The sequence below is a fragment of the Rothia similimucilaginosa genome, from assembly GCF_029850875.1.
GTDB lineage: Bacteria > Actinomycetota > Actinomycetes > Actinomycetales > Micrococcaceae > Rothia.
Genome location: NZ_JAOVAM010000005.1, coordinates 163,064 through 189,101, shown reverse-complemented (window position 1 = coordinate 189,101; position 26,038 = coordinate 163,064). Strand labels below are relative to the sequence as shown.

The window sequence follows — 26,038 nt, the reverse complement described above, 5'->3', positions numbered from 1 at the left end:
CTTACTTTTCAGGAAGTTGTTTGTTGTTTGCGTTCACTGTATGGTTTTTGGATAATAATCCAATAGGCAATAAAAAGAGCCGCGCTTGCGTGGGCTCTTTTGCTTTAACAGCTAAAGCTAAAAAGGGGCAGATCCATACGGGTCTGCCCCTTTTTTATGTCCTCAGAGGCTTGTCTACGAAGCTTTGTCTACAAGAAAGAATGCTCTCCACAGACACACTGGGATAGAGTAGAACCATGCACTACCCCATGTTTTCCCACGCACCAGAGCCAGTCGATCAGCAGCGCCAACACAACGGTGAAGAACGAGCGGCAGCCCTCTACGTAGAGAGCACGCTGGAGCCTCACGAAGCCTGGGCAGCGCTGACCGAATACATCCATCTCTGGTGGCCCAGACAGCTCCTACAGAGCGAGGAGAGCCATATCGATCTCTCTACTGAGCTACTGCTCGAAGAGACCGCAGACGGGGATATAGTTCCTGTGGCACGTATTGTCCAATGCGAGAACGAAGACGTCCTCACGATCGCACCCTACCCGGGTACACACATGGGGCGACTCATGGGAGTAGCTGAAGAATCAGAAGAAACCCTGAGCTTCATCCTGGATGCTCTAGCCCCGGAGACCGCAGAAGGACCGTTATCCCTGCTCGAAATTAGTAGCGGCACATACACGGGTAGTGAAGACGAGGAGCTAGGTATCTACGAGGAACACGAAGAAGCAGCTGTGCTACTCATGGGTGCCTATAGCCGCTTTATTGGGGCAGAACTCCAGAAGGAAGAAATATAGGTACTCGCGAGTAAAAGAGAGATCTCACCCTGTAGAGTGGTATGTCATGAGTACACAGGACCAGAACATCCCGCAGTAGAAGGACGCACGCCCTATCTGGGCGCGACTGCGTGCTAAAGCCACTGCAGAAGCGGTGCAATCTCAGCATTACACCACTCAGCACTACACTAGGGCCGACATGCTGAAGCAGAGTAATATATGGTTCCGTAAACAGGGTGCACCCCTCATCATTCCTGCATGTCAACGTGCTCTCGATGCGTTCCCACGCTCCGTGCCGTGGATCCTGTGGGCTGGCATCATGCACATCTGCTATATCTTCCTGCGCGACATTCTCCTCATGCTAGTAGAGGACGCGAATGGCTCCCTACCGGACTACATCAAAGCTCTCACAAGCGATAACGCCCTCAGAAACGAAGTACTCTCAATGCTCGTACTCGGCGGGATTTTCCTCGTTATGCCGGTCATCTCCGGGGTGCTCATCGCTCTAACCCACAAGCTCATGGTCCGCACCCCACGATGGGCACAAACCACCCTGGGGTCTTTCAAAGTACTCGCAACCGGAATACTCTTCACCACAAGCATCTTCGAAACCAATGCTCTTGAAGGTTTCGACTTAGTCTACGACGGTGGCCAAGTCTTCCCGCTTATTGTTATCGGAATCTACCTCGCCATCTTCCTGGACGTAGATACTATACTCGGCTGGTCGCTCAAGCACGCCATCCACCAGCTTGCCTCTCTGCCGCCCATGATTGCGAAAGTACTGCCCGTGCTCATGGTGTCTGTACTCTTCATCTTCGTGAACGCAGACCTCTGGAAGCTTGCCAACAGACTCAGCTTCCCGCGCACCTGGGCGGTTCTGGGCCTCATGGGACTACTCGCCATGTTCGTGGTCGTTACGACCTCCCTGGAGCGCACAGCGCGCCTGCTGGGGCGCTACAGGGACGATGACATCGCACACTTTAGCGACAGTGACTACGAGCATGCCGCAGCCCTCGAAGGCGAAATCTGGAACACCACCCCAAGACTGGGTCGAAGAGAAGAAAATCCTCGAACACCGACCCCTCAAAATCGCGCCCTGGAGCAACCTCATCATCATCCCCATGATTGGGCAGATTATCCAGGCGACCCTCTTCATGCTACTCGTCTTCGGATTCTTCATGGGATTCTTATCCATCGCCATCAGCGATATCACCATCGAATCCTGGATGACCGTCAAACCTGAACACCTCAAAATCCTCAGCGTAGACACCAATATCAACGCCGTTGTTATCAAGGTGTCCATGATCGTTGCCGTGTTCTCCGGGCTCAGCTTCGTTGCAACCACCAGTAGCGACGAAAAGTACGCCCGAAGCTTCCTCAAGCCCATGATTGAGCGGATTAAGCACATCCTGATCATTCGCGATATCTACTTGGGTCTGCTCATCATGCCCAAAAACGAAGTGCTCTTACCCTTCGAAGAGGAGAAGAGCACCAAAAAAGAGGTTGGCAAAGTATAAAGAAGCAGGTCAGGGGGTAAAAGCTAATGGGTAGATAGGTTCAACGTCAGCAGGTTGAACACCAGGTACGCCATCAGAAGAGCCGTCGCACCGTCCAAAAAACGCCACGCTGAAGGGCGCGCAAAGAGCGGACGCAACAGACGCGAACCATACCCCAGCATCAAAAACCAGATCAGGCTACCGCAGCTACAGCCCAGGTAGTACCACCAACGGCCAGGATCGCCCTGAGCATTCGCCAGTGACCCCAAAAGAATAGTTGTATCCAGCCACGCCAGCGGATTCAAATATGTCACCGCCGCCGTGGTCAGCATAGCCGCCTTCAACGACTGAGAATTACCCTCGGCATCATCGACCACGATGGAGTGCGGAGTAAACACGCGGCGGCCAGCCTCAAAACCAAACCACGCCAAAAATACCGCACCCACATAACGGAATACCTCAATAAACCACGGCGCCGCATCCAATAGAGCGCCCAGGCCCACAACGCCCAAGCCAATCATCAGAGCATCCGACAGAATGCAGAAAATAATAATCGGGGTAATATGCCGCCCCAAAATACCCTGACGCAGCACATAAGTTCCCTGGGCGCCAATAGCCGCCACCAAAGAAATCGTGGTAGTAGCACCCAGAAACAGCAGGGACAGGGAAGTGGACATTGTGAAACTTTCTATGTCGATAAAACGGTACGGGCTTTGTGGATATTGCGGGTGGTGGCTCCTTCTAATAACAGCTTGCCAGGCGAAAGCTCGTGATGCAGGGATAAAGTGCGTTAGCGGAAGTGTGAAGTGCCAGAGACGAGAATACGCGAAAAAGGACCCTAAATCTATCTAAATATTTTCACATTGCGTAAGATATTCTTATGACACGTTTCAGTACCGACCAGCTCACCACCTTCGCCACCGTCATCGAATACGGCACCTTCGACGCGGCGGCAGATATCCTGCGAGTGAGCCCCTCCGCCATCTCCCAACGCATCAAAGCTATGGAGCAGATTGCCGGAAAGGTCCTGCTACGCCGAAGTAACCCCGTCACCCCTACCGACGCCGGACAAAGCGTGCTACGCATCGCCCGGCAGAGCGCATTCCTGCAGCAAGAAATGGAACGCGAGCTCATGGGTGCCGGTGGCTTCCAGAGCGTCTCCATTGCCGTCAACGCTGACTCACTCGCCACCTGGTTCATCGATGCCGTAGGAACCCTCAGCCGCGAAGACAGCATCTTCTGCGATCTGCGACGAGAAGGCGAATTCCACTCATCCGCCATGCTCCGATCCGGAGAAGTCATGGCAGTCATCACTTCTAAGCCCGAAAAAATCCCCGGCTGCTCCGTCGAGACCCTCGGCGTGGCACGCTACTGGTGCGTTGCCACCCCCGACTATATACAGCGATATCTACCCGGTTGGCCCAAGACCATGAGCCACGAAGAGCTCAATCGTGCCCCTGTTGTCGAATATGACCGTAAAGACTTTGTGCAGGATATAGCACGAGCCCTCATTGAAAAAGAGGTAGGTCTGGAGGCCGAAGAAACCTTCATCCAAAGTCCCACCATCTATATTCCCTCATCTCCGGACTATGCACGTGCCGTCAGCTCCGGTATTGCCTGGGGCCTCATTCCTGAGGCGCAATGCGCCGAAGAACTGGAAAGCGGACACCTCGTGAAGCTCGCCACAACCCCTGTAGAATTCCCTCTCTACTGGCAGCGCTGGAACATCAACTCGCCCGTCATGGAGACCGTAACCAGGCGCGTCCACGAAGCGGCACGAGGCGACCTAATCTACTAAAGGGTTCCTTGGTTCATGATGCTAAACTTAACTCAAAATATTAAAAATATAAGTCTGACTAGATTATATGTTTATATAAGAATATAAGAACCGGGTAATAAAACTCTCAATACCCCAAGACACATATAGAGGCGGCTACCCCACACGGGACGGCCGCCTCTATATAAGATCTAACGCCAGCGAGTCATCATCAGCATGCTCGCCATCATGGCGCCCACACCAACACTCACATTCCACATACCCATATCAGGAATCGGAAACAGGCCCTGCGTAATGTAGAAAACAATAATCCACAGAATGCCCACCGCCAACAGCGAGAACATAATGACGCGGTACCACAACGGAGTCTGCTCCTTCAGCTGCGTGCCGCTCTCCATCTCACGAGCAATCTCACGCAGACGCAGCTCGCTCGCATCCTCCACCTCAGACTTAGCAGACTTCTGAGACTTCTTCTTGGACGATACCTTAGCCGAGTTGGTCGACATACTTCCTCCGCTTATTGTTGTATGGGTAACCTAAAAATATATGTTCACACCTATCTTTGCAGACTTACGGGATGATTTCACCTTCTCCGTGCGTTGAAAGATAAGGAACGCCACCCGGCACCCAAGAACATACACAACCCAAAGGACAAAGGAGAACGCATGAGCCAAGGAACGGCACCCACCGCAGAGCGCCACCCCCGCACCGTGCTGCGCTGGATTATCCAGATTACAGGCGAACTCCTTATCACCGTCGGCTTGCTGCTACTGCTCTTCGTCGCATGGCAGCTCTGGTGGACCAACATCGACGCTGACCGCACCCAATCCCAAGCCGTCAGCACCCTCGTCCAGGAATTTGACTCCACCCCCGCCGAACCCCTACCCAACTGGGATCCCAACACCCCTCCCGCAGGTCTGAGTGAACCCGGCCACGGTGAAGTCTTCGGCATCGTCTACATCCCCAAGTTCGGATCCGACTACCAGCGCCCCGCCACCCAGGGCACCAGCTCCGACGTGCTCGACTCCCTCGGACTCGGCCATTACGAAGGAAGCGCCATGCCCGGACAGATTGGCAACTTCTCCCTCGCAGGCCACCGCCAAACCCGCGGTAAAGTCCTCAACGACATTGACCTGCTCACCGAAGGCGACCACATCTACGTGCGCACCAAAGACGGCTACTACACCTACACCGTCTACAGCCACGAAATCGTGCAGCCCGACCAGGTAGAAGTTATCGAACCCGTCCCCGGACAGCCTGGTGTAGCACCCACCGAGCGCCTTCTGACGCTCACCACCTGCCACCCGCGCTACGGTGACACCGAACGATACATTGTCCACGCCCGCCTTGAATCCTGGCGGCCCGCCGCAGCCGGAGCGCCCGCAGAAATTGCCGCCTCCGTCGCAGGATCCTAAAAACAGAGAGGAAAAGCAGATGTATGCATGGATTTTCCGTCACCTCCCCGGCCCCCTGTGGGTTCGCATCATCATCGCTATTGTGCTGATACTCGCCGTAGTCTACCTGCTCATGGAATTCGTCTTCCCCCACTTCGCAGAGTACGGCCCCTTCAACTTGAACGTCACCATCAACCATTAGTGCTAAGGACGTGCCATGACCCGCATCCTTGTCATCGACAACTACGACAGTTTCGTCTTCACTCTAGTCGGCTACATTCAGCAGCTCGGCGCTGAAACCACCGTCATCCGTAATGACGAATATGAACTTGACGCCGTCATCAAGCTCGCCGAAGAACACGACGGCGTGCTCGTCTCCCCGGGCCCCGGCGCCCCTGCAGAAGCAGGCGTTATCATTGACACTATTCGCTGGGCAGCTGAAGCGAAGAAACCTCTATTGGGTGTATGCCTTGGCCACCAAGCCATCGCGGAGGCATTCGGTGGCACCGTTACCCATGCTCCCGAACTCATGCACGGCAAGACCTCCCGCCTCGTGCACGAGAACGTCTCCGTATTCAAAGATGTGCCCAACCCCTTCACCGCGACCCGCTATCACTCCCTGGCAGTCGTACCCGAAACCATGCACGAGATCCTGGAAACCACCTCCACCACCGACAACGGCATCATTATGGGTCTGCGCCACCGCGAAGCCCCCATGCACGGGGTGCAGTTCCATCCTGAATCGGTCCTGACCGAAAGCGGATACCTCATGCTCGGCAACTGGCTCGAAGAAACTGGCCTGCAGGGAGCCGCAGAGCGCGCTAAGAGCCTCTCACCCCTCATGGCTTAGTAAAGCCGCCCTCAACTGTTTATATCGCCTCTAGAAGCCCCGTAGTAGACATACTATAGGGAAACTGGAGGCGATAACTTTACCCTCACACACTTCCTAACCCGAAGCCATGTATACAAAAAGGGGCGGCACCCCACACCGTTTGGTGTGGAGTGCCGCCCCTTTTGGTTAGTCGTTAGAACCCCTTAGCGGGTATTCGCATTAGTGTTATTAGCGTTGTTCGCATTGGCGTTCGCGTTATTGCTCTGAATCGTACGGGTAGATGCAGAAGCAGAAGCAGTCGGTGCCACAGGCGCCGAAGCTGAACCTGAAGGACGGTTATTTGCTGCTGCAGCAGTCGGAGTAGCTGCCGCAGCAGTCGGAGTAGCAGCCACACGGATCGTCACCGTGCTGTTCTGAGCTACCAGAGTACCCGCTGCAGAGCTCTGCGAAAGCACAGTGCCCGCAGGACGCTCGTTAGTCTGAACAGTCTCAATGTTAGTGTTCAGTAGAACATCCTGAGCGGTCAGAGCAGCAATCGCCTGGTCCTTGGTCAGACCCACCAACGAGGGGACCTTCACCTTACCGGAGGACAGGACGATGTTTACGGTGCTACCAGCCTCAACGGTCTGAACACCCTTATCATCGGTCGAGCCCTTCTCCGGCGAAAGCTCCACAACCATACCCGCAGGAACAGAAGCGCTCTCCACGGTGGTAACACGGCCATCCACCAGTCCCAGGTCCTTCAGAGTGTTACGGACATACGCCTCACTCTGACCTTGTAGGTTACCCGGTAGCTTAACCTTCTCTGGACCGTTCGAAACAGTCACAATAACGGTTGAGCCCTTATCAACCTTAGAACCAACACCCGGCTCAACGCTGATAACGTCACCCTTCTTGATGTTGTCCGAGTAGCCCTGACGGTACTCCAGCACGAAGCCCAGGTTACGCAGCTGATTCTCGGCATCATCTCGTGAAACATTTACCACAGCCGGAACTGAAACCTGCGGAATCTCATTGAGCTTGTTCTGGTAGTACAGCACCGAGCCGACGCTGAAGACCAACAGAGCCGCAATCAGAGTACCCACGAGGAAACGAACCCACGCACGCTTACGCGGCGAAGACTCATCGTATTCCGCGTATTCCTCATCATCGTACAGCTCCTCATCGTCTTCATACTCGAAGAAGCCGTTGAGGCCGCCGTCTTCCACCGAAGCCTCAGTAATCGAGGTGGTGTACGGGGCGTAATCCTCACCTAAGGAAGCAGTAGCCGCCGAAGGAACAAAAGCAGTAGTCATTGCTGCATCCTGAACCACGGTCTCTTCACCCGGGCGAACAACCGAAACTAGAGCCTGAGCGAACTCAGCTGCGCTCTGATAACGCTCATCTGGGTTCTTTGCCAGACCCTTCAGAATGATGGCATCCAGACCCGCCGGAACCTCAAGCGGAGTGAACTTGCTCGGAGGCTCAGGAGCGTCAGAGAGATGCTTAGCCGCCAGGTCAACATTCGACTCAGCATCGAACGGAGAATGACCAGCAATCATCTCGTAAATCACACAAGCAGCAGAGTACAAATCGCTGCGTGCATCAACATTCTTGCCACTGACCTGCTCAGGGGACATGTAGCGTGCGCTACCCATCACCACGTTAGCCTTGGTTAGGGCCTCGCCAGCCTCCTCGATGGCACGGGAAATACCGAAATCCATGACCTTAATCTGGCCAGGCTGACCCTTAGCGATATCCTCGCTAGTGCGGTCCAGCACCATTATATTTGCGGGCTTAATATCGCGGTGAATAATGCCCATTGAGTGGCTGTACTGTAAAGCACCCAGCAACTGCTCGGAATAACCCAAAGCATCACGGACCGGCGGGTGACCGCCACGGGACAGGATGGAACGCAGTGTATGACCCTCCACGTACTCCATCACAATATAAGGAATAGCGGGGCCCTCTTCCGAAGAAGCAGACTCCTTACCCTCCTGAGAGGGGTTATACGAACCGGTGTCATAGACAGCAACAATCGCAGGATTGTTCAGAGACGCCACCGCCTCCGCCTCACGCTTAAAGCGTGCGCGGAACGTATCGTCCTGGGCCTGCTCCGGGCGCAGAATCTTAAGCGCAACCTTGCGGCCAAGGCGAGTATCCTCAGCAGCATAAACGGTTGCCATTGCACCGGTACCGATTACCTCGAGTACCTTGTAACGGTTATCAACCGTGTCGGGAACCGACAGGTCCATAAGTTCTCCTGGATCACTAAGACTAAAACTAAATCAAAATGTAGGGGCTAACGCGCCGACGCAGAAGCCGACGCAGACCGTGAAGCCGAAGCGCTTGCACTAGATCCCCTACCCGAGCTGGAAGAGGCCACATACATGTCTACATTACTACCAACCGTAACCTTGGTGCCAGACGACGGGGTAGTACGAAGCACCGTACCGGGAGCTGCAGTGTCCGAATTCTCATAATGCAGAGAAACATTCACACCCAAAGCAGCAACAGCCTTCGATGCCTCATCCACGTTCTTACCCTCAAGGTTCGACGGCAAAGTCACCGACTTCGGACCGGTCGAATAGCGAACAGTCACGCTATTACCCTGATCCAAAGTACCCGTCGGAGAAACCGAAATCACCGTGTTCTCCGGCTGAGTCGACTCAATGCCCTCAGTCTTGGGAGACAAACCCAGATTCTTCAGCTCGTTCACCGCATCCTGCAGTTCGCGACCCTCATAGTTAATCGCATTGACAGTCACCTTCTGCTTTGCGCCAGAGGCAGAAGCAGAATCAGTTGGCTCCACCGTAGAAACGGTACCCGTGTTCGTCGGAACAACAGACGAAGAAGCGCTCGGAACCGAATCAGGCGAACCGCCACCATTATTAGAAGAAAGGACCGTCCAAATACCACCAATAATCAGCACAATTGCCAGCAGCAGAGCAACCCACATCCACACGTTCGGACCACGCTTCGCTGCAGGAGCAGGAGTAGACTTCACACGACCAGACATGGGGCGCATCGTCTGCTCACTCGTACGAGGAATTGGCGCCGTCGTCGGCTCCGGCGAGAAACGACCGCCAGAACCGAAACGCGGAGTAGAAGAAGCGCTAATCGGTTCAGCCGCAACATCCATAGCGGTCATTGCGATAGTAGCGTCATCAGCGTTCTCCTCAGCCAAGAACTGAGCCAGAGAAGGAACAGCCTTCACCGCAGCCTTCAGGTCGCGGCGACGAATCGCATCCACCGCAGACGCCAGAGCGGTCGCATCCTTAGGACGCTGAGCCGGGTCCTTCGCCAAAAGACACATAATCAGTGCACGAGCAGGACCCGGGATGGTCTCCGGAAGCGGCGGCGGCGGATCATTCACCTGAGCCAATGCAATCGCAATCTGCGACTCACCCGTAAACGGACGGCGACCCACCAGGCACTCATAACCAATAATGCCCAACGAGTACATATCCGAAGAGGGAGTAGCTGCCTGACCGGTCGCCTGCTCCGGTGCCAAATACTGGGCGGTACCCATTACCTGGCCGGTAGCCGTCAACGGCACCTGATTAGCCAGACGAGCAATACCGAAATCGGTCACCTTCACACGATTATCCGGAGTGATGATAAGGTTACCGGGCTTTACGTCACGATGCACCAGGCCCTGCGAATGAGCCGCAGCCAGCGCACGAGCAGTCTGAGCAATGAAGTTCAGAATACGATCAGGCGGCAGAGTAGTCTCATGCTCGATGATGCTAGAGAGCGGGTTCCCCGGCACCAGCTCCATGACCAGGTACGCAGAGTTGTCCTCCTCACCGTAGTCGAAAACATTCGCTACGCCGGGGTGGTTCAATAGCGCCGTATTACGGGCCTCAGCGCGGAAACGCTCCAAGAAGCCCGGGTCACCGGTGTACTCCTCCTTGAGGATCTTGACCGCAACGATGCGTCCAAGCACCTTGTCGCGAGCTTTCCACACCTCACCCATACCGCCAATTGCGATACGTTCGGTTAGGGTGTAGCGCCCGCCCAAAGTGATATCAGCCGCAGGCCTCACTTGTTCAACACCGCCTCAAAGAGTTGCTTACTAGTACTGGTTGCCAGTTGGGCACCGGTCGCCACGTCAATATCCTCGTAGACCACAGCAATCGCAATCTGAGGATCATCAGCCGGCGCGAAACCGGTAAACCAAGAATTATTCAAACCTGCCGTAGTCTCCGCGGTACCTGTCTTACCAGCCACCTTCACACCGGAGACACCTGCATTACGTGCAATACCATTATCAACCGCATTCACCATCCACTGCTTCACCTGCTTAGCAATTTCAGGGCTAGTGGACGTACGCAGCTTCTCAGGAGAGAACTCCTGCAAAGTGCTCAGGTTGCTGGTCTTCACCGAACGAATCAGGTTTGGCTTCATCTGCACGCCGCCATTTGCAATCGCCGCAGAAGTCATCGCCACCTGCAACGGAGTGGTCTTCACGTCGTACTGACCAATCGCTGACTGAGCCAGCTGGCTCTGCGTCAGATTCGACGGGAAAGACGATTTAGAAACCGTCAAAGGAATCTTCAAATCCTGGCCGTAACCAAAATTCTCAGCGGTCTTCGCGATACGCTCCTGACCCAAGTCCATCGCAATCTGCGCAAACGGCGTATTACAGGACTGAGCTAAAGCCCACTCAATTGTCGCCTGAGTGCGGGTCGAACACTGACCGCCGGTATAGTTCGGCAGGCTAATGTTCGTACCCGGCAGAGGCAATTGGGCGGGATTCGCAATGACCGAAGACGCGTTGTACTTGCCGGACTCCAGTGCTGCCACCGCATCAATAATCTTGAACGTCGAACCTGGTGAATAGGTATTACCGGCAATCGCACGGTTGAACAGGGGGCTGTCCTCGTCAGAAGTCAGTGCCTGATAATTCGCCAAAACCGAAGAGCTCGTATGAGCAGACAGAAGATTCGGATTATAGGACGGCGAAGAAGCCATCGCCAGAATCTCACCGGTCTTCGGGTTCATTGCCACCACAGCGCCCTTACGGCCCTGCAGAGCGCTATACGCAATATCTTGAAGCTTCGAATTAATCGTCAGCTCCACGCTAGCGCCCTGCGTAGAAGAACCACTAAACAGCTGCGCCACACGGTCATAGAACTGGCTGTCGCTCGTGCCGGCAAGTTCCTTATCCAGTGCAGCTTCCAGGCCCGTCGCGCCATAAATCGTGGAGAAATAACCCGTCAGAGCCGCATACTTAAGCGGGTGGTTATACACACGCTGGTAGTTGTACTCATCGTCGGATTTCACCGACGAAGCAATCTCCGTACCATCAACCACGATCGAACCGCGTGCCGAACCGTAATTGTCGTAGAGCGCTCGAGAATTCCACTGATTATTCATCAGAGTCTTCGAATCGAAGAACTGAATATAGCTGAGGGTACCCATCAGCAGAACAAACACGCACGCGGCAGACATCCACATGCGGCGAATAGCCCTATCCATTCTTCTCACCTCCAGAATCCTTAGCCGTAATACGCGCCAGAACGCTAGTAGCACCCTCCGGCTCGTAGCTAGTGTCCGCATGGTCAATACCCTGCGGAGCATCATAACCAGCCACCAGGTGAGGTGCGCGGGCACTATGAGAAATAGACAACCATAGCGCCACAATTATCCAGTTAGCCACCAACGAGGAGCCACCGGCTGACATAAACGGAGTTGTCAGACCAGTCAGCGGGATCAAGCGAGTCACGCCGCCAATCACCACGAACAGCTGCAGAACCATAACTGTGGACAGGCCAGCAGCCAGCAGCTTACCGAAACCATCACGAGTACCCAACGCTGCGCGGTAACCACGCGAAACCAAGAGCATGAACATCATCAGGATGGCGCCCAGACCCACCAAGCCCAGCTCCTCACCCAAGGAGGAAATAATCATGTCTGAGTTAGCGTACGGGACGAGGTTCGCTCGGCCCTGACCCCAACCGCGGCCAAAAAGACCGCCATAAGCCAGACCAAAAACGCCCTGCAGAATCTGACCCGAACCACCAGGAGACGCCTGGTAAATCTCTGGATCAAAAGCGTGGACCCACGCATAAATACGAGCGTGCACATGCGAGACATAGTGGTATGCAAAATAGCCACCCACAGCCATACCGATACCCGCAATCACCAGCCACGAAATACGACCGGTCGACAGGTACAACATCGCCATGAACAAGCCAAAGAACATGATGGCCGAACCAAGGTCCTTTTGGAACACCAGAACACCCAGGCTCACTATCCACGCCAAGAACACCGGCGCCAAATCACGCAGACGCGGCAGATTGATAGGACCGATGCGGCGGCCCGCCACCAGAATCAGGTCACGGTGCGTAGCTAAATATCCGGCGAAGAAAATCGCCAGCGTAATCTTCGCAACCTCACCCGGCTGGAACGTGCGGTTACCGATATGGATCCAAATACGAGCACCGTTGAGCTCCATACCCAGACCCGGAACCAACGGCATGATGAGCAGAATCATCGACAGCACCAGTGAGGTGTACGTGACCTTACGCAACACGCGGTAATCTCTGAGCACGAACACAATAATCGCGCACAGCACCATAGACACGCCGGTCCACATCAGCTGACCATCACCCACCGGAGCCGCAATCTGCGGATCCAGACGATAAATCATGGTCAAACCGATACCGTTCAGAGCCACCACTAGCGGCAGAATAAACGGATCAGCATAACGCGCGCGGAACTGCATGACCAGGTGAATCAGAAGAGCACCAGTACCCAGCACCACCGTGCACGGCAGCCACTGGCTCTTCGATGTATCAAAAGCGTGCTCCGGATCAATCAGGTACATGCCGAAAGAGCCAACACCCACCGCCAAAACCAGTAGGAAAAGCTCCGTAAAACGGCGTGCCCGAGGCACATCCGACTCACGACGGAACGAGAACTTAGCCATTAGACACACCACCTTCAGCGGCCTGCTCAGGTGCTACAGGAGCCGCGGAAGTCGGATTGGTGCTCGGAACCACCACAGAAGCAGACGGCGACATAGACGCAGAAGCGGAAGCAACAGCCTGCTCCGCTTTCTCACGAGACTGGTCCGCCTGAGTCTTCAAACGAGTCACAATCTGATGTGCATCCTCCAGGTCCTTGGCCGTAATCGCATTACGTAACAAAGAACGAGTATGATCACTTAGCTCACTCGTCTGAATATCAGTATTCTCCACCACGTGAGAAAGACGAATCGGACCCAATGCGTGCGGAATACCGTTGTAGACCGCAACCGTGCCATCACTCTCACCCACATAGTAGCTACGCTCCACATAGCGCAGACCGGTCCACGCAGCCAGCGTCAAAATAGCGGCAATCAGCAGGGTAATGAACAGGCGAATCGACCAAGACCGCGGGCGAGAATGCTCCACAGTATCCTCAGCGATCAATTCCTCCAGCTCATCTGGCAGGGTCGCCTCATCAGACTCGACCTTCAACGGCACACGCTGAGCCACCGTCGCACGATGCTCCAGGGTACGAGAAGTAACCGCCGGAATCATACCGGTCTCAGTAGCCACCGAAGCGGCACCAACCAGCTGATGCGGGCGGGAACCCAACTCGCTACGCAAAATCGCAGCATTCGTAAGAGCCGCATCCACGGCATTATCGTACGTGCCGATATAGTGACGTACGGCCCCAGAACCACTGTGCAACAGGGTTCCAGAGAAGTCACGAGCACGACGGAAACGACGCAATGAGCGGGGAAGAAAATCATCTGAGTCATCGTCATTGCCTGCGCTCAAAAGGGCCTCAGTAGCCTCAACCGTGGTAGCCGCCTCGGGAAGCTTCTGAGTGTTCGTGCTAACTTCCTGCTCCACCACAATCGAATCAGGCAGAGCAGACTCAGGCAGGCTCGAAGGACCCACCGGCTCATCCACCGGCAGAACCTCACGGTCAATCACCTGCAGAGACACAACCGTGACGTTATCCGGAGCGCCGCGCTCCAACGTCATCGCAATCAGAATGTCAGCAATCTCAGACAGGTCATCGGTAGAACGCATCACCTGCTCAATCTCCGACAGGGACACCACAGCATCCAAACCGTCTGAAGAGAGCACCCAGCGCTCGCCTGGAACAGCGTCCAGAGTCTTCAACTCCAGCTCAGGGGACGCGTCAACATCACCCAGAACGCGCATAATCACGTTCTTATGAGGGTGGTTCTCCGCCTCCTGCGGGGTAATACGACCCTCATTGAGCAGACGCTGCACAAATGTATGGTCAGTAGAAATCTGCTCAAACTCGCCGTCAGCACCCGAACGCAGACGATACGCACGCGAATCACCAATATGGGCGAACTCAATGCAATCACCATCAATCAGCAGAGCAGTACAGGTTGTACCCATACCCGCCAGCTGAGGGTCATTAGCTGCCAGCTCATTAATAATCAGGTTCGCGCTCTGAATCTCATCAGCCAGATAAACGCTACCGGTACCATCCTCAAAGTCAGGATGGTCAAGTGGAGTCAAATTCAAAACCGTCGTAGCCGACGCAACATCGCCGCCCACGTGACCGCCCATACCATCAGCAACCACAGCAAGGAAACGACCACCGTAGCCGGAGTCATCATTCTTCGAGCGTTTCAGACCCGTATCAGAGCGGGCCTCAAAACGAAAAGCGATCTTCATACACTAGCCCCTCAACTGCATGGTGGTACCGCCAACGCGGAAATCATCACCGGGCTCAATCGCGGTCGCACGAGTCAGACGCTCGCTATTGACGAACGTGCCATTAGTAGAATTCAAATCCTCCAGGAACCAGCGGGAACCCTGAGGAAACAGACGCGCATGGCGGCCAGAGGCGTAATCATCCTGCAGAGACACCTCAATGTCATTAGCGCGACCAATAATAATCGGGTGATCACCCAGCTGCATCATCGCGCCAGCCTGCACCCCCGTAGTAATCACAAGCTGCGAAGGACGAGCCGGCGGAGGCGCAATATGGGTAGCCTCCGGAACCGCATTAACCGGCGCCGCACGATAGTTCTTACCCAAACCAAGGTCACGGCGAGCAGCCGAAACCACCAGGAAAACAAAGAACCAGATGAGCGCCAGAAAAGCGTAACGAAGGATAGTAACAGTCAGTTCGGACGCCATTAACGGGCACCTCCGGTCGAACTATGGAAAATGATGCGGGTATTACCCATGCGAAGCAGTGAACCGTTCGCCAGCATCACGGGTGCACGTAAAGGCGCCCCATTAATCAGCGTGCCATTAGTAGAACCCATATCGGAGGCGACCACCGCACCACCCTGCATCGAAAGCTGCAGGTGACGGCGAGAAACGCCCTTATCATCCAGACGAAGATCAGCATCAGAACCGCGGCCCAGCACAAATGGCAGACGATCCACCGGGTGCATGCGACCCTCAATCTCCAAGAAGAAACGGGGAATACCCGCTGCAGGGGGCGGTACAGGCATGCTTGGGCGACCCACAGGAGTCTGCAACTGTGCAGGCTGCGGGGGCTGAGGCGGCTGAGCAGCCGGCTTCGTAATGCGGGTCGGCAAAGAAGACTCACGCGGCGGACGCACCGGTGCATAGTTAGTAGCACCACGCAAAGACGGGGATGCCGGAGCCTCCGGCACAGAGAACGGCTCGAAGGTCGCAACAACCTCAAACTCGCCCTCAGAGAGAGAATCAAGAACGTTGAACGTCACGCGAACTGCACCAATCAAGGTGTAACCCTGCGCGCGGGCGTGCGAAATTGCCAAATCGCACAGCTCAACAGCGAACGGGTTGCCCCACTCGCGTAGGCGAGGGAAATCAACCGGTGCGAAACGGAGAGTATAGACATTAGGAGCCATAGTGCGGCCACTGCCGTCCACATAGGACTCGTCATCCATCATGATACGGACGCGGTTAGCAACATCCGCCTTCGCAAAGGTGCCGAAGCCCTTGGAAAGGCCGACAGTGCGACCGATGCCTTGCTCCAGCTTTCCCAGCTTGTCGAAAAACTTCATGCCGCCTCCTTCTCAACGACCATTCCGAGGAACAGACCGCGCAAACGGTCTTTATCCGAAAGGCTTAGTTTAACGAGCGTGTCTGTGCGTTAGCTGTGTGCCCTGTGAAAGAACACACCCGATTCTATTTTAGGTGATGCACTCGCGATCGCTCTGGAACCCCGTCATTTAGCGGGGAAATGGTTATGGATATGAAAAAATCCCCGGTTCTTTCGAACCGGGGATCGTTGGTGCGCGAGGGGGGAGTTGAACCCCCACGCCCTCACGGGCACACGGACCTGAACCGTGCGCGTCTGCCTATTCCGCCACTCGCGCATGTGTCTTACGGTGTATCACTGTAGGCAACACATAAAACTATACGGACTGCATGCGGTGCTGTCCAATTGAGTGAGTGTGACCTTTGTTACTTTAAGGTGGTGGAGGGTTCAGAGGGAGCCTCCGAGGCGCGATCGGACACTCCATCGGAAGCAGCCTCAGAACCCTGCTCCCGCGCCATACGCTCGTGTTCAGCATGTTCCCGGTCAATACGTTCCAAACGCGCACGCAACAACCACGTCACCGGACCCACATACGGCAGGCACAACACCAGCAAAAGCCACTTCAACTTCTGCACCTCAGAAAAATATGGATTCCGATGAATCGTCACCAAGCACAGTAGCGCCAACGCAATACCAGCCAGAAACACGATGGTGACCACCAGCTCCAGTACATTATTCCAAGCCATAAGTCCTCCTAACATCCTCCCTAAGCATACAGAGCCGTGAGGAGCCCCCAGGCCCTCAGAACAGTCCGAGGAGGCGCGCAGAGCCCACCCTGATGGGTGCCTCATATACGCCTCAGGTACACAAAAAGGGTCCACCCCGCACACAGCAGGACGGACCCTCCATAAAGCCTATACGAGGCTTATAAACTAGCGCTTAGCCTTCTTGGCCTTCTTAGCAGCACGACGCTCAGCAGTCTTCGCGTCATACTCAGCCCAGAACTCACGGGTAGTCACCTCATCGGTGCCATCCCACGCCGCAAGATTCTTTAACTCAGGCATATCCGAAGCCTTAAAAATCGGCTCCAAACCAGCCTTACGCTGAGCCTCATAGTTCTTCAACACCGCAACAACCTGCGGAGTCATCAACAGAACCGCCGTCAAGTTCACAATCACCATGCCGGCATTCAGCATATCCGCGGTAGTCCATACCAGATCCAGTGAAGAAATTGCACCGAAGAACACGAATACCAGAACTAGCACGCGGAAAATATTCATCGGCAGCTTACGCTCAGTCACGAAACGTATATTCGACTCACCGTAGTAGTAGTTACCAATCACAGTGGAGAACGCAAACATGAAAATCGCAATCGTCAAGAAATGAACCGCCCAGTCACCGAGCTGCATAGCCAGCGCCGACTGAGTCAGCGACGCACCACGAGAACGATCACCATAGGTCGGGTTCGATAGCAGAACAATAAACGCAGTCACAGTACACGCCATCATCGTGTCAAAGTAAACACCCAGAGTCTGCACATAACCCTGCTTAGCCGGGTGAGAAATAGTAGCGGTCGCACCAGCGTTCGGAGCAGTACCCATACCCGCCTCGTTAGTCAGCAGACCACGCTTCATACCCCAAATTACGGCACCCATCGCGCCACCGGTTACGAACTCCTTAATGCCGAAAGCACCCTGGAAAATCATCAGCAGCATATTCGGAACCTCAGTGATGTTCAGTAGAACAACCAGTAGGCCCAGCAACAGATACAGCACCGCCATAATCGGAACCAGCCACTCAGTCACCGAAGAAATCGCGCGAATACCACCGAAAATAATAGCCCCAGTCAGCGCCACCATAATCAGACCAATAGTGATTCGGAAGCCCATCGAATTAGTACCCGAAACATCAATGTTGAACGAGTTCGCCGTAGCATCCACCACAGCATTCGTCTGAACCGCCACAAACACAAACGCATAAGTGACCACAATGAACGCCACGAAGATGTAACCCATCCAACGAGCATTCAAACCGCGCTTCATGTAGTACGCCGGACCACCAATATAGGAATCCTTACCGCGCTCCTTGTATAGCTGACCCAGAAGGGACTCCGCGAAAGCAGAAGCTGCACCAACAGCAGCAATAACCCACATCCAGAACACAGCACCCGGGCCGCCCATAGCAATAGCCAGAGCAACACCCGCAACAGTACCGGTACCCACACGAGAAGCCGCCGAAACAGTAAACGCACGGAACGAAGAAATACTCTTCTTGCCGTCAGCCTCACGAGCAACCGGGTCACCCAGGACACGAATCATTTCCTTAATGGAACGCCATTGCACGCCGCGAGTACGAATTGTAATGTACAGACCAGCCGCAATCAGAGCGTAGTAGAGGAAATTACTCCACATCCAGTTCTGCACAGCATCCACGGAGGAAGTTAGCCCTGCAGTATGCGTATTAATATCCCCGATGATATTCAGAAGAAAATCCACTCGGTACTCCAATCTTGAAAGCAAAAAGCCCGCACGCTCAAACCCGGAAGAGGGACAACGTGTGGGTTACATTGCTGGGTGGTGCGGACTCACGCCGCGCAGCGGAGTCAAATATACTCCGCATGATTAGTCACCTCATTGTGGGATGCGCAACCCTCACGGAGCAACTTAAAAAAGGGGTCAAGCGCAAAATGTAACGAATACTTAATATACGGGCAGAGTAAATATAGGCTCCATGAGGGTTCCACCAATACTAGTGGGGTGGGCGCAAAAAGCCCGGCACAAGACGCAAAACCTCGCACCGGGCTTAGCGAATAAACGGGGGGTATCGGCCGGGACTATGAACACTCAGGCTTCACAAACGGGAACGACAATACCCCACGAATCTGCGTCTGAGCCAACAGCATCACCAAACGGTTCACACCCAGACCCAAACCACCCGTCGGCGGCATACCCGTCTCCAAGGCGTACAGGAAATCCTCATCCACCTCCATCGCCTCCAGGTCACCCGCAGCCGCCTTCAACGACTGTTCCGTCAGGCGCTCACGCTGCACCAGAGGATCCGCCAATTTGGAATATTCACAGCCTATCTCCATGCCATTGATCACCAAATCCCAACGCTCCGCCAAACCCGGAACACTACGATGCGGTGCCGCAAGCAGACTCGTCTCCGCAGGGAAATCCTTATAGAACGTCGGCTCCACTGTATGCGCCTCAACCAGCTCACCATACAGCTCCTCAACGATGGCTCCCGGACCCGTACCCTCATGAACACGCACACCGTGCTGCTGCGCCAAAGCCAGCAACTCCTCAAAATCTGTCTGCACATCCACACGGCGACCCAGTGCCTCCGACAGGGCATCACACACCGACACCACATGCCACGGACCCGACACATCAGATACCGTGTGCTCGCTCGAAGCCTTATGACCCAGTGGCAACGACACCGAACCAAACACCGCCTGTGCGGCATCCTTAATCAGATGCTCCATCAACTACCGCATCTGCACATAATCCGCATACGGATGATACGACTCAAGCACCGTAAACTCCGGATTATGGGTCGCATCAGCACCCTCATTACGGAAATCACGACCCAGCTCATACACCGGACCGCTACCGCCCACCACCAGACGCTTCAGATACAGCTCTGGCGCAATACGCAGCGTCAAATCCTCACCATAGGCATTGATATACGTGCGGAAAGGATGCGCGCTCGCACCACCGTGCACCGTATGCAGAATCGGGGTCTCCACCTCAAGGAAACCCTCCGCATCCAAACGGGCACGTAAGGCCTTAATCACCTTAGTGTGCAGGCGCAGATTCTGAATCTGATCTGGATGCACCAACAGGTCCGTGGAACGGGCGACGCAGACGCACCTCGGGGTCAGTAAAGGAGTCAAAGGGGATGGGGTGCAGGCTCTTCGACGCCATATGCCAGGTGGAGGCAATCAGCGATTCAGTGCCGTTACGGCTCGCCCCGTAGGTGCCCCGCACGGTGATGATGTCGCCCGTATCCAGGTTGCGGGAGGCGAGGTTTAGCAAACGCTCGCCCACCAAGCTACGCTCTATGACAACCTGCATGGTTTCACCCTTTTTCAACAAGGGTTACAAAGAGGACTCCGCTGTGCTTACAAAGCGTGCGAACACGACCGGAAACAATAAATTCTGAATCTGGAATATTTATAGAAGAGAATATACGCAGGCATTTTGGACACCCAACACAAATACACTAGTACCGCCCTTATCACCACCCAGCGGATACGGCTCCATGCCCGCTGCGCGTAGCGCCTCCAAGTGGCGCAGACGATGCTGAGTCTAATCGCTACGCGACACTTCAGGAAGCTCTTCCACAGTAGCGAGTTGCATCTGGTGAAGAGCATCCAACTCACCTGTAGAAAGAACCTGCTTCTGATCCTGTAAACGGCGTGCCGACAGATTCGGTAAAAAGCCCTCCGCCATGCCCGCAGCAAACATAACATTCACCATCGCCAACGTCGGCTCCGTCGCCAAAAAATGAGGAACCCACAACGGGGCAAACTTCAGATTGAAATGATACAGACGCGACGCCGAAATACCCTCCGCAACCTGCTGATGCTGCTGCTCATCCAGCTCCGTAAAGCGACGTATCAGCGCTGTATACCCGCTATAGCGCACACGCTGAACCGCCTGACGCACCAGTAACATCGATGTGTCATTGAGCGTGAGACGATCCGTCTCAAGGACCGCCTCCTCACCCATCTGAATAATCGATAGACCCGCACGGTTAATAGGCGCGCGCCAGCCTCGCTGATGCTCAGCGCCGCAACCAGCGAAGCACCGTAACCGAAAGAGGCCAAGAAACCCACCACATCAGCAGACCAAACACCGGGATGGGTACGCTCAATACCCATACCGTGCATCACCAACTCCCACGGGGTAACCGAACGCAACGGTTCCCACACACCAATACGGCAGAGATACCAGAGCACCAAAGTGGTCAGCAGAATACCGCCGGCTGCCGTAGCAGCCGCACCCACCCACGAGAGGCGACCAATGCGTGCCGGGAACGCCGAACGAATCGAAAAAAGGAACGGCACCAGCGCACACGCAAACACGATGGAGAGCATATCGACCGTTGAGGAGAAAATACGCTCCTTAGGCATAATCCCCGCGGGGAACACCAGTGTAAAAGCGCTATGGGTCGCAATCAGCGCGCCCTGCAGCTGAAAAACGATGATGGCAATGAGGGCAGCGCGCTTGCGCACAATCAGCCCAGAAACCAGCACAATCATCGTAATAGCACTGGGCAGAGTGTGAGTGGATGGGATATTCAACAGGTCTGCGGTGACTTCCCACCAGGTGAAGCCTCAACCGTGCCGCAGCGGAGAGATAATCCACGCAAACGTGGTCAGAAGCGTGGCAAAAGAATACACCCCAATGACCACGCGTGCTGATATCTCTGCATACCTTGAGGGAGGCGCGGGTGCCTGCCCTACTCGTTCTGTACGGCGACGTGAGGTAGCGCGGTGAGACATCATGATCAGCGGGTCATTGGGGTGTAAGAAGGTTCTGGACCTTAGGATTTCTTGCTAGGCTTCAGTCTTCGGGTCACGGTAGGTGCCTTCGAAGACGTCGGGGATGCCGTTGTCGTCAGCGTCCAAGGTTTCCTTCTCGGCTAGGGCGCGGTAGTGCTTGTTACGGCGAGATAGGATAGCCGCGCCCACAATGGCAGCCAGAACAGAGCCGACGAGAATCGCAATCTTTGCATCCTCGGTGTGCGGGGAGCCATGCGGGAAGGATAGCTCAGCCACCAGCAGGGACACGGTGAAACCGATACCAGCGGTTGCAGCCAGACCGACCACGTCAATCCAGGCGACATCCGGATCGAGGTTAGCGTTCTTGAAGCGAGTTACGAGCCAGGTGGTGCCGAAAATACCGATGGTCTTACCGGCAACCAGCGCAACCATAATGCCGACCGCCACGGAGTCGGTGAGGGCGCGTCCGAGGCCTTCAAAACCGCCCACAGCCACACCCGCGCTGAAGAACGCGAAGATGGGTACGCAGATGCCGGTAGAGAGGGGACGGAAGCGGTGCTCCAGCACCTCCGCAAGACCGTGCTCAGCCTCGGCTGCCTTAGAGCGAGCGGACATCTTCACCGGCACCAGGAAGCCCAGAACCACACCAGAAATGGTCGCGTGAATACCGGACTCAAGGAAGAGCGCCCAGGTGATAATACCCAGGGGCAGAAGCAGCAGCCAGGCAGCCAGTGGCTTTAGGTGCAAGATGGTCTCACCACGGTAGGCAATGAACGCGAAAAGGGCGAGGGGAATCAGTGCGAAGAGCAGGTACTCGCCGTGGAAGTTATTGGTGTAGAAGATTGCGATAATGCAGATTGCAATCAGGTCGTCGACCACAGCCAGGGTCAGCAGGAAGACACGCATCGCCGAGGGTAGGAAGGTGCCCACAGCGGCGAGAACGGACACCGCAAACGCAATATCGGTTGCGGTGGGGATAGCCCAACCGTGCAGAGCGGTGGGGTTACCGAGGTTAAAGGCCGTGTAGATAATTGCGGGCACCACAACGCCACCGAAAGCAGCCGCAATCGGCACAATAGCGGTGGACGGTGACTTGAGGTCACCGGTCACGAATTCTTTCTTCAGCTCCAGACCGGTGAGGAAGAAGAAGACTACGAGCAGACCGTCTGCTGCCCAGGTACCGAGGCTCATCTGCAGGTGGTTGAAGCCGGGGATGACCGGGCCAACAACGGTGTCTCGCAGACCAAAGTAGAAGGTGGATGCGGGGGTGTTGGCAAGTACTACTGCCAGCACCGTCGCAATCAACAGTACGGTACCACCGACGGATTCTGCACGCAGAATATCGGCTACGCGGCGTGAGTTGCTATATGAGCCGCGGCTGAGGGTATCTGGATTGGTGTGAGTCATTCTCTCCTCTTTCTGCCGCGATATTATGCGGCATCTAAGGCTTTTAAGTTTACTCTGCGCTGTATGAGTATTCGAGTAGCTTCTGGCGGCTTTTAGCTCCTGGACGGTGCACCGCGGTGTGCTTTCATAGCGTATATGTATAAACGTTCCGCCCTCGCCGCGTGGTGCGGTGAGGGCGGAACGCTTAGTATTCTGCGTGTTCGACTAGTGCTCTAGTCGCGCGAATGCGAGATTATGCGCCTGCGATGGCGGGTGCTCCGGACTCCTGGCCGTGGTCGTCTGACAGCTCGCGTGCGACGTAGTTTTCGAGGTCGAAGAGGTTGCCGTTGGCGCGCTTTACGACGGTTACAAGGGTTTCCATGGTGGCGACTTCCTCGACCTGCTCCTTGAGGAACCAGAGGATGAACTGTTCGCCCAGTGCGTAGTTCTCAGCGCGTGCTGCGGAGAACAGTGCCTCGATCTGACCGGTGACGACCTTCTCCTGTGCCAGGGACATGTCAACGATTTCCTGAACGTTCTCGAAGTCGTTCTTGACAGCGGGAACAGTGGGGATCTCGACCTTGTGGCCGCGGTCCAGCTTGTACTGAACCATCATGAGTGCGTGCTCGCGCTCTTCGAGGGACTGCTGGTAGAAGAACTTAGCCAGCTGGGGCAGGTCCTCACCGTCGAGCCAGATAGCCATGGACAGGTACTGGTGAGATGCTGCGAACTCGTGACCAATCTGTTCGCTCAGCAGGTCGTAGAAAGACTTAGACATATGGTTTCTCCTTATATGGTGATTGCTTCTGAGTGCCGGATGGCGCGGTGCAACCTGTTGATATTTATCGTACGGGGTGCTCTGTTGCGTGTACAGAGAGAAAAGGCTAATCGGTGGGGTAGATGAGGTACCCCTGACATATTGTCGCCATAACCCTTAGTGTGGGTAACCTGAATACCTCCTTGGGGATGGGTGGTATTGGGCGTGTTTCCTTGAGATTTCGCGGTTTAAAGCCGCATGAGATACCCCAATATCCCGCATGCATACATGGTGCCCCTGTGCCCGGTAGCCGATCATTCGATATTTCAAAGCGGTACGTGATACCGCAAAAATTTTTTAAAATTCTTCGCAGATAGCGGTACCCCAGGCGACTTGAGGCGGTTTTTAGGGGCTGCGCGTGCCATGGTTCTCGCGCTTCCACGGGGCTGTTAAAGAGATAAGGCTCGTTCCCGGTGGGGAATATGCCTTATCTCTGATTTTCTCAACTCTTACCAGGGGCCGATCTTACCCAGAGCGGAGGAGGTTATTCGGCGGGGTAGTCTCCGCGCTTTAGTGCGTCAATCGAGATGATGTTTGAAGGGGTGTTACCGAGGACCGACTCGCCAATTTCTGCAAGGTGCTCAACCTGCTCGGTCGTAAGGTGGTCGAAAATCTGGCGGCGGACTTCATGTACGTGGCTGGGTGCTACCTCCCGCACCTTCTGCTCGCCTGCGGGGAGCAGGTGGCAGATGCTGACACGGCGGTCTTCTGTACTGAGAGAGCGACGGACGTAGCCGCCCTTCTCCAATCGTGCCACGACGCGGGAGAGGCGGGCGGGGAGGGTATTGGTAGTAATTGCCAGCTCGGTCATGGTCAGGGAATGATCCCTAGACTCGGAGAGCATTGCGAGTACCATGTATTCAACAAAGCTAATGCCAGCCTCGGTTTGTAGCTGATTCTCTAGCTTGCGTGTGAGGGTGAAGATGATGGAGCTGATAAAGAGCCAGCCTTCTCGCTCTTGCGGGGAGAGCCATTGGGTGGATTCGCTGTGTGCGGTATTTTCGGACCGCTGCGCAGATGTGGTTGGTGTGGACACGGGATCGTTCCTCTTTTATCGGATATGGGGCTCCCTTATAGGGGGAGGTGTGGTGTGCTGGCACCCATTGTAGCGAAAGGTATGGCCGGTAACCCTAAATTGGTGCGGTCAAGTAATGGTTGACACTTTAGTGCTAATTTTTTGAAGGGTGCTAGGGGTATCTTTTTTGCACGCGGCGGTTGCAAAAAACCTTAGATACATGAGTGTTCCACGGCATATTTATAAAGATTTCCGGTACAAGTATAGAGGAGAACATACCAAGAAGCCTACTCGCATATTGAGCTAACTTCCGCGGAATATCAAGGGTTTTAGGGAGTTGGGTGAAAATTCTGAGGGGTGCAAAGAGCTTGCCAAGTGTGAAAAATAACGAAATGATAACAAAATTTTTAAAAATCTCGGTTTTAGCTTTGCAACCGTAATGAAAACATGTACACTAATAAAATAACGGGGTCGAAGGAAGCCTCCGAGGCGAGACCGGAAGCTCGCTTCGATAGGTTCGACTCTCTATTTATCGGTGATTGTCGTTGGTGTACGAGTAACTCGTATTTCTACCGACGGATGTGCGGTGCGGATGCAGTTCGTGGTTGGGCTGCATGCCGTACCGTATATTTTTAACTGAAATTTCTATCAACTCACTCCTAAGAGCATCCAACGGTCGGATGCTCTTTTTCTTTGCCTTCATATCGGCGCCAGCAAGAGGGCTGCACGAGCCGTGGGAGGGGGTACGAGGAGGTGCAAACACCTGTGCTGTTGCGTATCTATACAGTGTGGCTACGCTGCGTACCTACTGTATTGTTGCCCCGTATCGTGCTAAGAATAATATCCACAGGGGTTATCCACAGTGTGGAGAACTTACACCCGTGTGATTTGGCGGAGCAGACCTGAGGCTCGTCGCGGGTGCAATTTAAGAGATCTGCAGAAAAATTCTTGTAATTACAGGCTTTTGAAGCCATTAAAACCGAGGGTAAGTTCTTAAACAGAAGATCTTTTTACCTTTAAATTCGCGGAATGCCAAATTTTCCACACCTGTGGATAACCCTGTGCACTTAATCCACCGTCTCTGGTGTAAAGGGGTATAT

General features: G+C 54.7%; 25 protein-coding genes, 1 tRNA gene and 1 pseudogene. 8 read left to right on the top strand and 19 right to left on the bottom strand.

Going from position 1 to position 26,038, the window contains the following annotated elements; translation table 11 throughout:
- The 4 genes from QFX05_RS05535 to QFX05_RS05520 all read left to right on the top strand — a co-directional run.
- Positions 1-227 (top strand): hypothetical protein (locus QFX05_RS05535; protein ID WP_279741630.1); only part of this gene is annotated, 227 nt, incomplete at its 5' end.
- Between the two features lie 9 nt (positions 228-236).
- Positions 237-785 carry a GTPase gene (locus QFX05_RS05530; RefSeq protein ID WP_279741629.1) on the top strand — a complete coding sequence of 183 codons (549 nt, stop codon included), beginning with the start codon at positions 237-239 and terminating at the stop codon, positions 783-785.
- Between the two features lie 178 nt (positions 786-963).
- Entirely contained in the window at positions 964-2,007 is a 1,044-nt protein-coding gene (locus QFX05_RS05525) for a D-mannonate dehydratase (RefSeq protein ID WP_279741628.1), read from the top strand.
- Complete coding sequence (locus tag QFX05_RS05520) at positions 1,943-2,281, top strand: hypothetical protein (protein ID WP_279741627.1); 339 nt, start codon at positions 1,943-1,945, stop codon at positions 2,279-2,281. Before QFX05_RS05525 ends, QFX05_RS05520 begins: the two co-directional genes overlap by 65 nt.
- Positions 2,282-2,304: 23 nt before the next feature.
- On the opposite strand, the gene QFX05_RS05515 is transcribed toward QFX05_RS05520, so the two are convergent.
- Positions 2,305-2,937, bottom strand: a complete 633-nt coding sequence (locus tag QFX05_RS05515; RefSeq protein WP_279741626.1) for a LysE/ArgO family amino acid transporter — start codon at positions 2,935-2,937, stop codon at positions 2,305-2,307.
- Between the two features lie 203 nt (positions 2,938-3,140).
- Here QFX05_RS05515 and QFX05_RS05510 point away from each other — a divergent pair, with 203 nt between their 5' ends.
- Positions 3,141-4,058: a LysR family transcriptional regulator ArgP gene (locus QFX05_RS05510; protein WP_279741625.1), complete on the top strand. Its 918-nt coding sequence runs from the start codon at positions 3,141-3,143 to the stop codon at positions 4,056-4,058.
- Between the two features lie 170 nt (positions 4,059-4,228).
- Here QFX05_RS05510 and QFX05_RS05505 read toward each other — a convergent pair whose 3' ends face one another.
- The gene (locus tag QFX05_RS05505) at positions 4,229-4,543 is read right to left on the bottom strand and encodes a cell division protein CrgA (RefSeq protein ID WP_279741624.1); all 315 of its coding nucleotides are present in this window, start codon (positions 4,541-4,543) and stop codon (positions 4,229-4,231) included.
- Between the two features lie 159 nt (positions 4,544-4,702).
- On the opposite strand from QFX05_RS05505, the gene QFX05_RS05500 reads away from it, so the two are divergent.
- Genes QFX05_RS05500 through QFX05_RS05490 form a run of 3 tightly spaced genes read left to right on the top strand, consistent with a single transcriptional unit; the run spans position 4,703 to position 6,281 of the window.
- Complete coding sequence (locus QFX05_RS05500; RefSeq protein WP_279741622.1) at positions 4,703-5,452, top strand: class E sortase; 750 nt, start codon at positions 4,703-4,705, stop codon at positions 5,450-5,452.
- 19 nt (positions 5,453-5,471) lie between these two features.
- Positions 5,472-5,633 carry a hypothetical protein gene (locus QFX05_RS05495; RefSeq protein ID WP_005507386.1) on the top strand — a complete coding sequence of 54 codons (162 nt, stop codon included), beginning with the start codon at positions 5,472-5,474 and terminating at the stop codon, positions 5,631-5,633.
- A gap of 15 nt (positions 5,634-5,648) precedes the next feature.
- The gene (locus QFX05_RS05490) at positions 5,649-6,281 is read left to right on the top strand and encodes an aminodeoxychorismate/anthranilate synthase component II (RefSeq protein WP_279741619.1); all 633 of its coding nucleotides are present in this window, start codon (positions 5,649-5,651) and stop codon (positions 6,279-6,281) included.
- A gap of 185 nt (positions 6,282-6,466) precedes the next feature.
- On the opposite strand, the gene pknB is transcribed toward QFX05_RS05490, so the two are convergent.
- From pknB to QFX05_RS05405, 17 genes and pseudogenes are all read right to left on the bottom strand, one after another.
- Entirely contained in the window at positions 6,467-8,497 is a 2,031-nt protein-coding gene (gene pknB / locus QFX05_RS05485; RefSeq protein WP_279741617.1) for a Stk1 family PASTA domain-containing Ser/Thr kinase, read from the bottom strand.
- A 47-nt stretch (positions 8,498-8,544) separates the two neighbouring features.
- Positions 8,545-10,290 carry a protein kinase domain-containing protein gene (locus QFX05_RS05480; protein WP_279741616.1) on the bottom strand — a complete coding sequence of 582 codons (1,746 nt, stop codon included), beginning with the start codon at positions 10,288-10,290 and terminating at the stop codon, positions 8,545-8,547.
- Positions 10,287-11,726 (bottom strand): peptidoglycan D,D-transpeptidase FtsI family protein, encoded by a 1,440-nt coding sequence (locus QFX05_RS05475; RefSeq protein ID WP_279741614.1) that lies wholly within the window; start codon positions 11,724-11,726, stop codon positions 10,287-10,289. The genes QFX05_RS05480 and QFX05_RS05475 overlap by 4 nt, the downstream gene beginning before the upstream one ends.
- Complete coding sequence (locus tag QFX05_RS05470; protein WP_279741613.1) at positions 11,719-13,179, bottom strand: FtsW/RodA/SpoVE family cell cycle protein; 1,461 nt, start codon at positions 13,177-13,179, stop codon at positions 11,719-11,721. Before QFX05_RS05470 ends, QFX05_RS05475 begins: the two co-directional genes overlap by 8 nt.
- Positions 13,172-14,899 carry a PP2C family protein-serine/threonine phosphatase gene (locus QFX05_RS05465; protein ID WP_279741611.1) on the bottom strand — a complete coding sequence of 576 codons (1,728 nt, stop codon included), beginning with the start codon at positions 14,897-14,899 and terminating at the stop codon, positions 13,172-13,174. Before QFX05_RS05465 ends, QFX05_RS05470 begins: the two co-directional genes overlap by 8 nt.
- A gap of 3 nt (positions 14,900-14,902) precedes the next feature.
- Positions 14,903-15,367: an FHA domain-containing protein FhaB/FipA gene (locus tag QFX05_RS05460; RefSeq protein WP_279741610.1), complete on the bottom strand. Its 465-nt coding sequence runs from the start codon at positions 15,365-15,367 to the stop codon at positions 14,903-14,905.
- Positions 15,367-16,230 (bottom strand): DUF3662 and FHA domain-containing protein, encoded by an 864-nt coding sequence (locus tag QFX05_RS05455; RefSeq protein ID WP_279741609.1) that lies wholly within the window; start codon positions 16,228-16,230, stop codon positions 15,367-15,369. Before QFX05_RS05455 ends, QFX05_RS05460 begins: the two co-directional genes overlap by 1 nt.
- A 228-nt stretch (positions 16,231-16,458) precedes the next feature.
- Positions 16,459-16,545, bottom strand: a tRNA-Leu gene (locus QFX05_RS05450).
- Between the two features lie 88 nt (positions 16,546-16,633).
- Positions 16,634-16,954: a PLDc N-terminal domain-containing protein gene (locus QFX05_RS05445; protein WP_279741607.1), complete on the bottom strand. Its 321-nt coding sequence runs from the start codon at positions 16,952-16,954 to the stop codon at positions 16,634-16,636.
- A gap of 186 nt (positions 16,955-17,140) precedes the next feature.
- Positions 17,141-18,703 carry an alanine/glycine:cation symporter family protein gene (locus QFX05_RS05440; protein ID WP_279741606.1) on the bottom strand — a complete coding sequence of 521 codons (1,563 nt, stop codon included), beginning with the start codon at positions 18,701-18,703 and terminating at the stop codon, positions 17,141-17,143.
- A 338-nt stretch (positions 18,704-19,041) separates the two neighbouring features.
- A pseudogene (locus QFX05_RS05435) lies at positions 19,042-20,007 on the bottom strand (amino acid--tRNA ligase-related protein).
- A gap of 1 nt (position 20,008) precedes the next feature.
- Complete coding sequence (locus tag QFX05_RS05430) at positions 20,009-20,287, bottom strand: hypothetical protein (protein ID WP_279741604.1); 279 nt, start codon at positions 20,285-20,287, stop codon at positions 20,009-20,011.
- A gap of 234 nt (positions 20,288-20,521) precedes the next feature.
- Positions 20,522-20,944, bottom strand: a complete 423-nt coding sequence (locus QFX05_RS05425; protein WP_279741603.1) for a hypothetical protein — start codon at positions 20,942-20,944, stop codon at positions 20,522-20,524.
- On the bottom strand, positions 20,833-21,519 hold the full coding sequence (locus QFX05_RS05420; protein ID WP_279741601.1) for a hypothetical protein: 687 nt from the start codon (positions 21,517-21,519) through the stop codon (positions 20,833-20,835). Before QFX05_RS05420 ends, QFX05_RS05425 begins: the two co-directional genes overlap by 112 nt.
- A gap of 255 nt (positions 21,520-21,774) precedes the next feature.
- Positions 21,775-23,127, bottom strand: a complete 1,353-nt coding sequence (gene nhaA / locus QFX05_RS05415) for a Na+/H+ antiporter NhaA (RefSeq protein WP_279741599.1) — start codon at positions 23,125-23,127, stop codon at positions 21,775-21,777.
- Between the two features lie 232 nt (positions 23,128-23,359).
- Positions 23,360-23,884, bottom strand: a complete 525-nt coding sequence (locus QFX05_RS05410; RefSeq protein ID WP_279741597.1) for a ferritin — start codon at positions 23,882-23,884, stop codon at positions 23,360-23,362.
- 523 nt (positions 23,885-24,407) lie between these two features.
- Positions 24,408-24,959, bottom strand: a complete 552-nt coding sequence (locus QFX05_RS05405; protein WP_279741595.1) for a MarR family winged helix-turn-helix transcriptional regulator — start codon at positions 24,957-24,959, stop codon at positions 24,408-24,410.
- Between the last annotated feature and the right edge of the window lie 1,079 nt (positions 24,960-26,038).

What these genes read in the sequence shown, in the direction of transcription:
- QFX05_RS05530 (WP_279741629.1), top strand. Translation starts at nt 237, where the DNA reads ATGCACTACCCCATGTTTTCCCACGCACCAGAGCCAGTCGATCAGCAG.
- QFX05_RS05525 (WP_279741628.1), top strand. Translation starts at nt 964, where the DNA reads ATGCTGAAGCAGAGTAATATATGGTTCCGTAAACAGGGTGCACCCCTC.
- QFX05_RS05520 (WP_279741627.1), top strand. Translation starts at nt 1,943, where the DNA reads ATGGGATTCTTATCCATCGCCATCAGCGATATCACCATCGAATCCTGG.
- QFX05_RS05515 (WP_279741626.1), bottom strand. Translation starts at nt 2,937, where the DNA reads ATGTCCACTTCCCTGTCCCTGCTGTTTCTGGGTGCTACTACCACGATT.
- QFX05_RS05510 (WP_279741625.1), top strand. Translation starts at nt 3,141, where the DNA reads ATGACACGTTTCAGTACCGACCAGCTCACCACCTTCGCCACCGTCATC.
- QFX05_RS05505 (WP_279741624.1), bottom strand. Translation starts at nt 4,543, where the DNA reads ATGTCGACCAACTCGGCTAAGGTATCGTCCAAGAAGAAGTCTCAGAAG.
- QFX05_RS05500 (WP_279741622.1), top strand. Translation starts at nt 4,703, where the DNA reads ATGAGCCAAGGAACGGCACCCACCGCAGAGCGCCACCCCCGCACCGTG.
- QFX05_RS05495 (WP_005507386.1), top strand. Translation starts at nt 5,472, where the DNA reads ATGTATGCATGGATTTTCCGTCACCTCCCCGGCCCCCTGTGGGTTCGC.
- QFX05_RS05490 (WP_279741619.1), top strand. Translation starts at nt 5,649, where the DNA reads ATGACCCGCATCCTTGTCATCGACAACTACGACAGTTTCGTCTTCACT.
- pknB (WP_279741617.1), bottom strand. Translation starts at nt 8,497, where the DNA reads ATGGACCTGTCGGTTCCCGACACGGTTGATAACCGTTACAAGGTACTC.
- QFX05_RS05475 (WP_279741614.1), bottom strand. Translation starts at nt 11,726, where the DNA reads ATGGATAGGGCTATTCGCCGCATGTGGATGTCTGCCGCGTGCGTGTTT.
- QFX05_RS05470 (WP_279741613.1), bottom strand. Translation starts at nt 13,179, where the DNA reads ATGGCTAAGTTCTCGTTCCGTCGTGAGTCGGATGTGCCTCGGGCACGC.
- QFX05_RS05465 (WP_279741611.1), bottom strand. Translation starts at nt 14,899, where the DNA reads ATGAAGATCGCTTTTCGTTTTGAGGCCCGCTCTGATACGGGTCTGAAA.
- QFX05_RS05460 (WP_279741610.1), bottom strand. Translation starts at nt 15,367, where the DNA reads ATGGCGTCCGAACTGACTGTTACTATCCTTCGTTACGCTTTTCTGGCG.
- QFX05_RS05455 (WP_279741609.1), bottom strand. Translation starts at nt 16,230, where the DNA reads ATGAAGTTTTTCGACAAGCTGGGAAAGCTGGAGCAAGGCATCGGTCGC.
- QFX05_RS05445 (WP_279741607.1), bottom strand. Translation starts at nt 16,954, where the DNA reads ATGGCTTGGAATAATGTACTGGAGCTGGTGGTCACCATCGTGTTTCTG.
- QFX05_RS05430 (WP_279741604.1), bottom strand. Translation starts at nt 20,287, where the DNA reads ATGCAGGTTGTCATAGAGCGTAGCTTGGTGGGCGAGCGTTTGCTAAAC.
- QFX05_RS05425 (WP_279741603.1), bottom strand. Translation starts at nt 20,944, where the DNA reads ATGGGTGAGGAGGCGGTCCTTGAGACGGATCGTCTCACGCTCAATGAC.
- nhaA (WP_279741599.1), bottom strand. Translation starts at nt 23,127, where the DNA reads ATGACTCACACCAATCCAGATACCCTCAGCCGCGGCTCATATAGCAAC.
- QFX05_RS05410 (WP_279741597.1), bottom strand. Translation starts at nt 23,884, where the DNA reads ATGTCTAAGTCTTTCTACGACCTGCTGAGCGAACAGATTGGTCACGAG.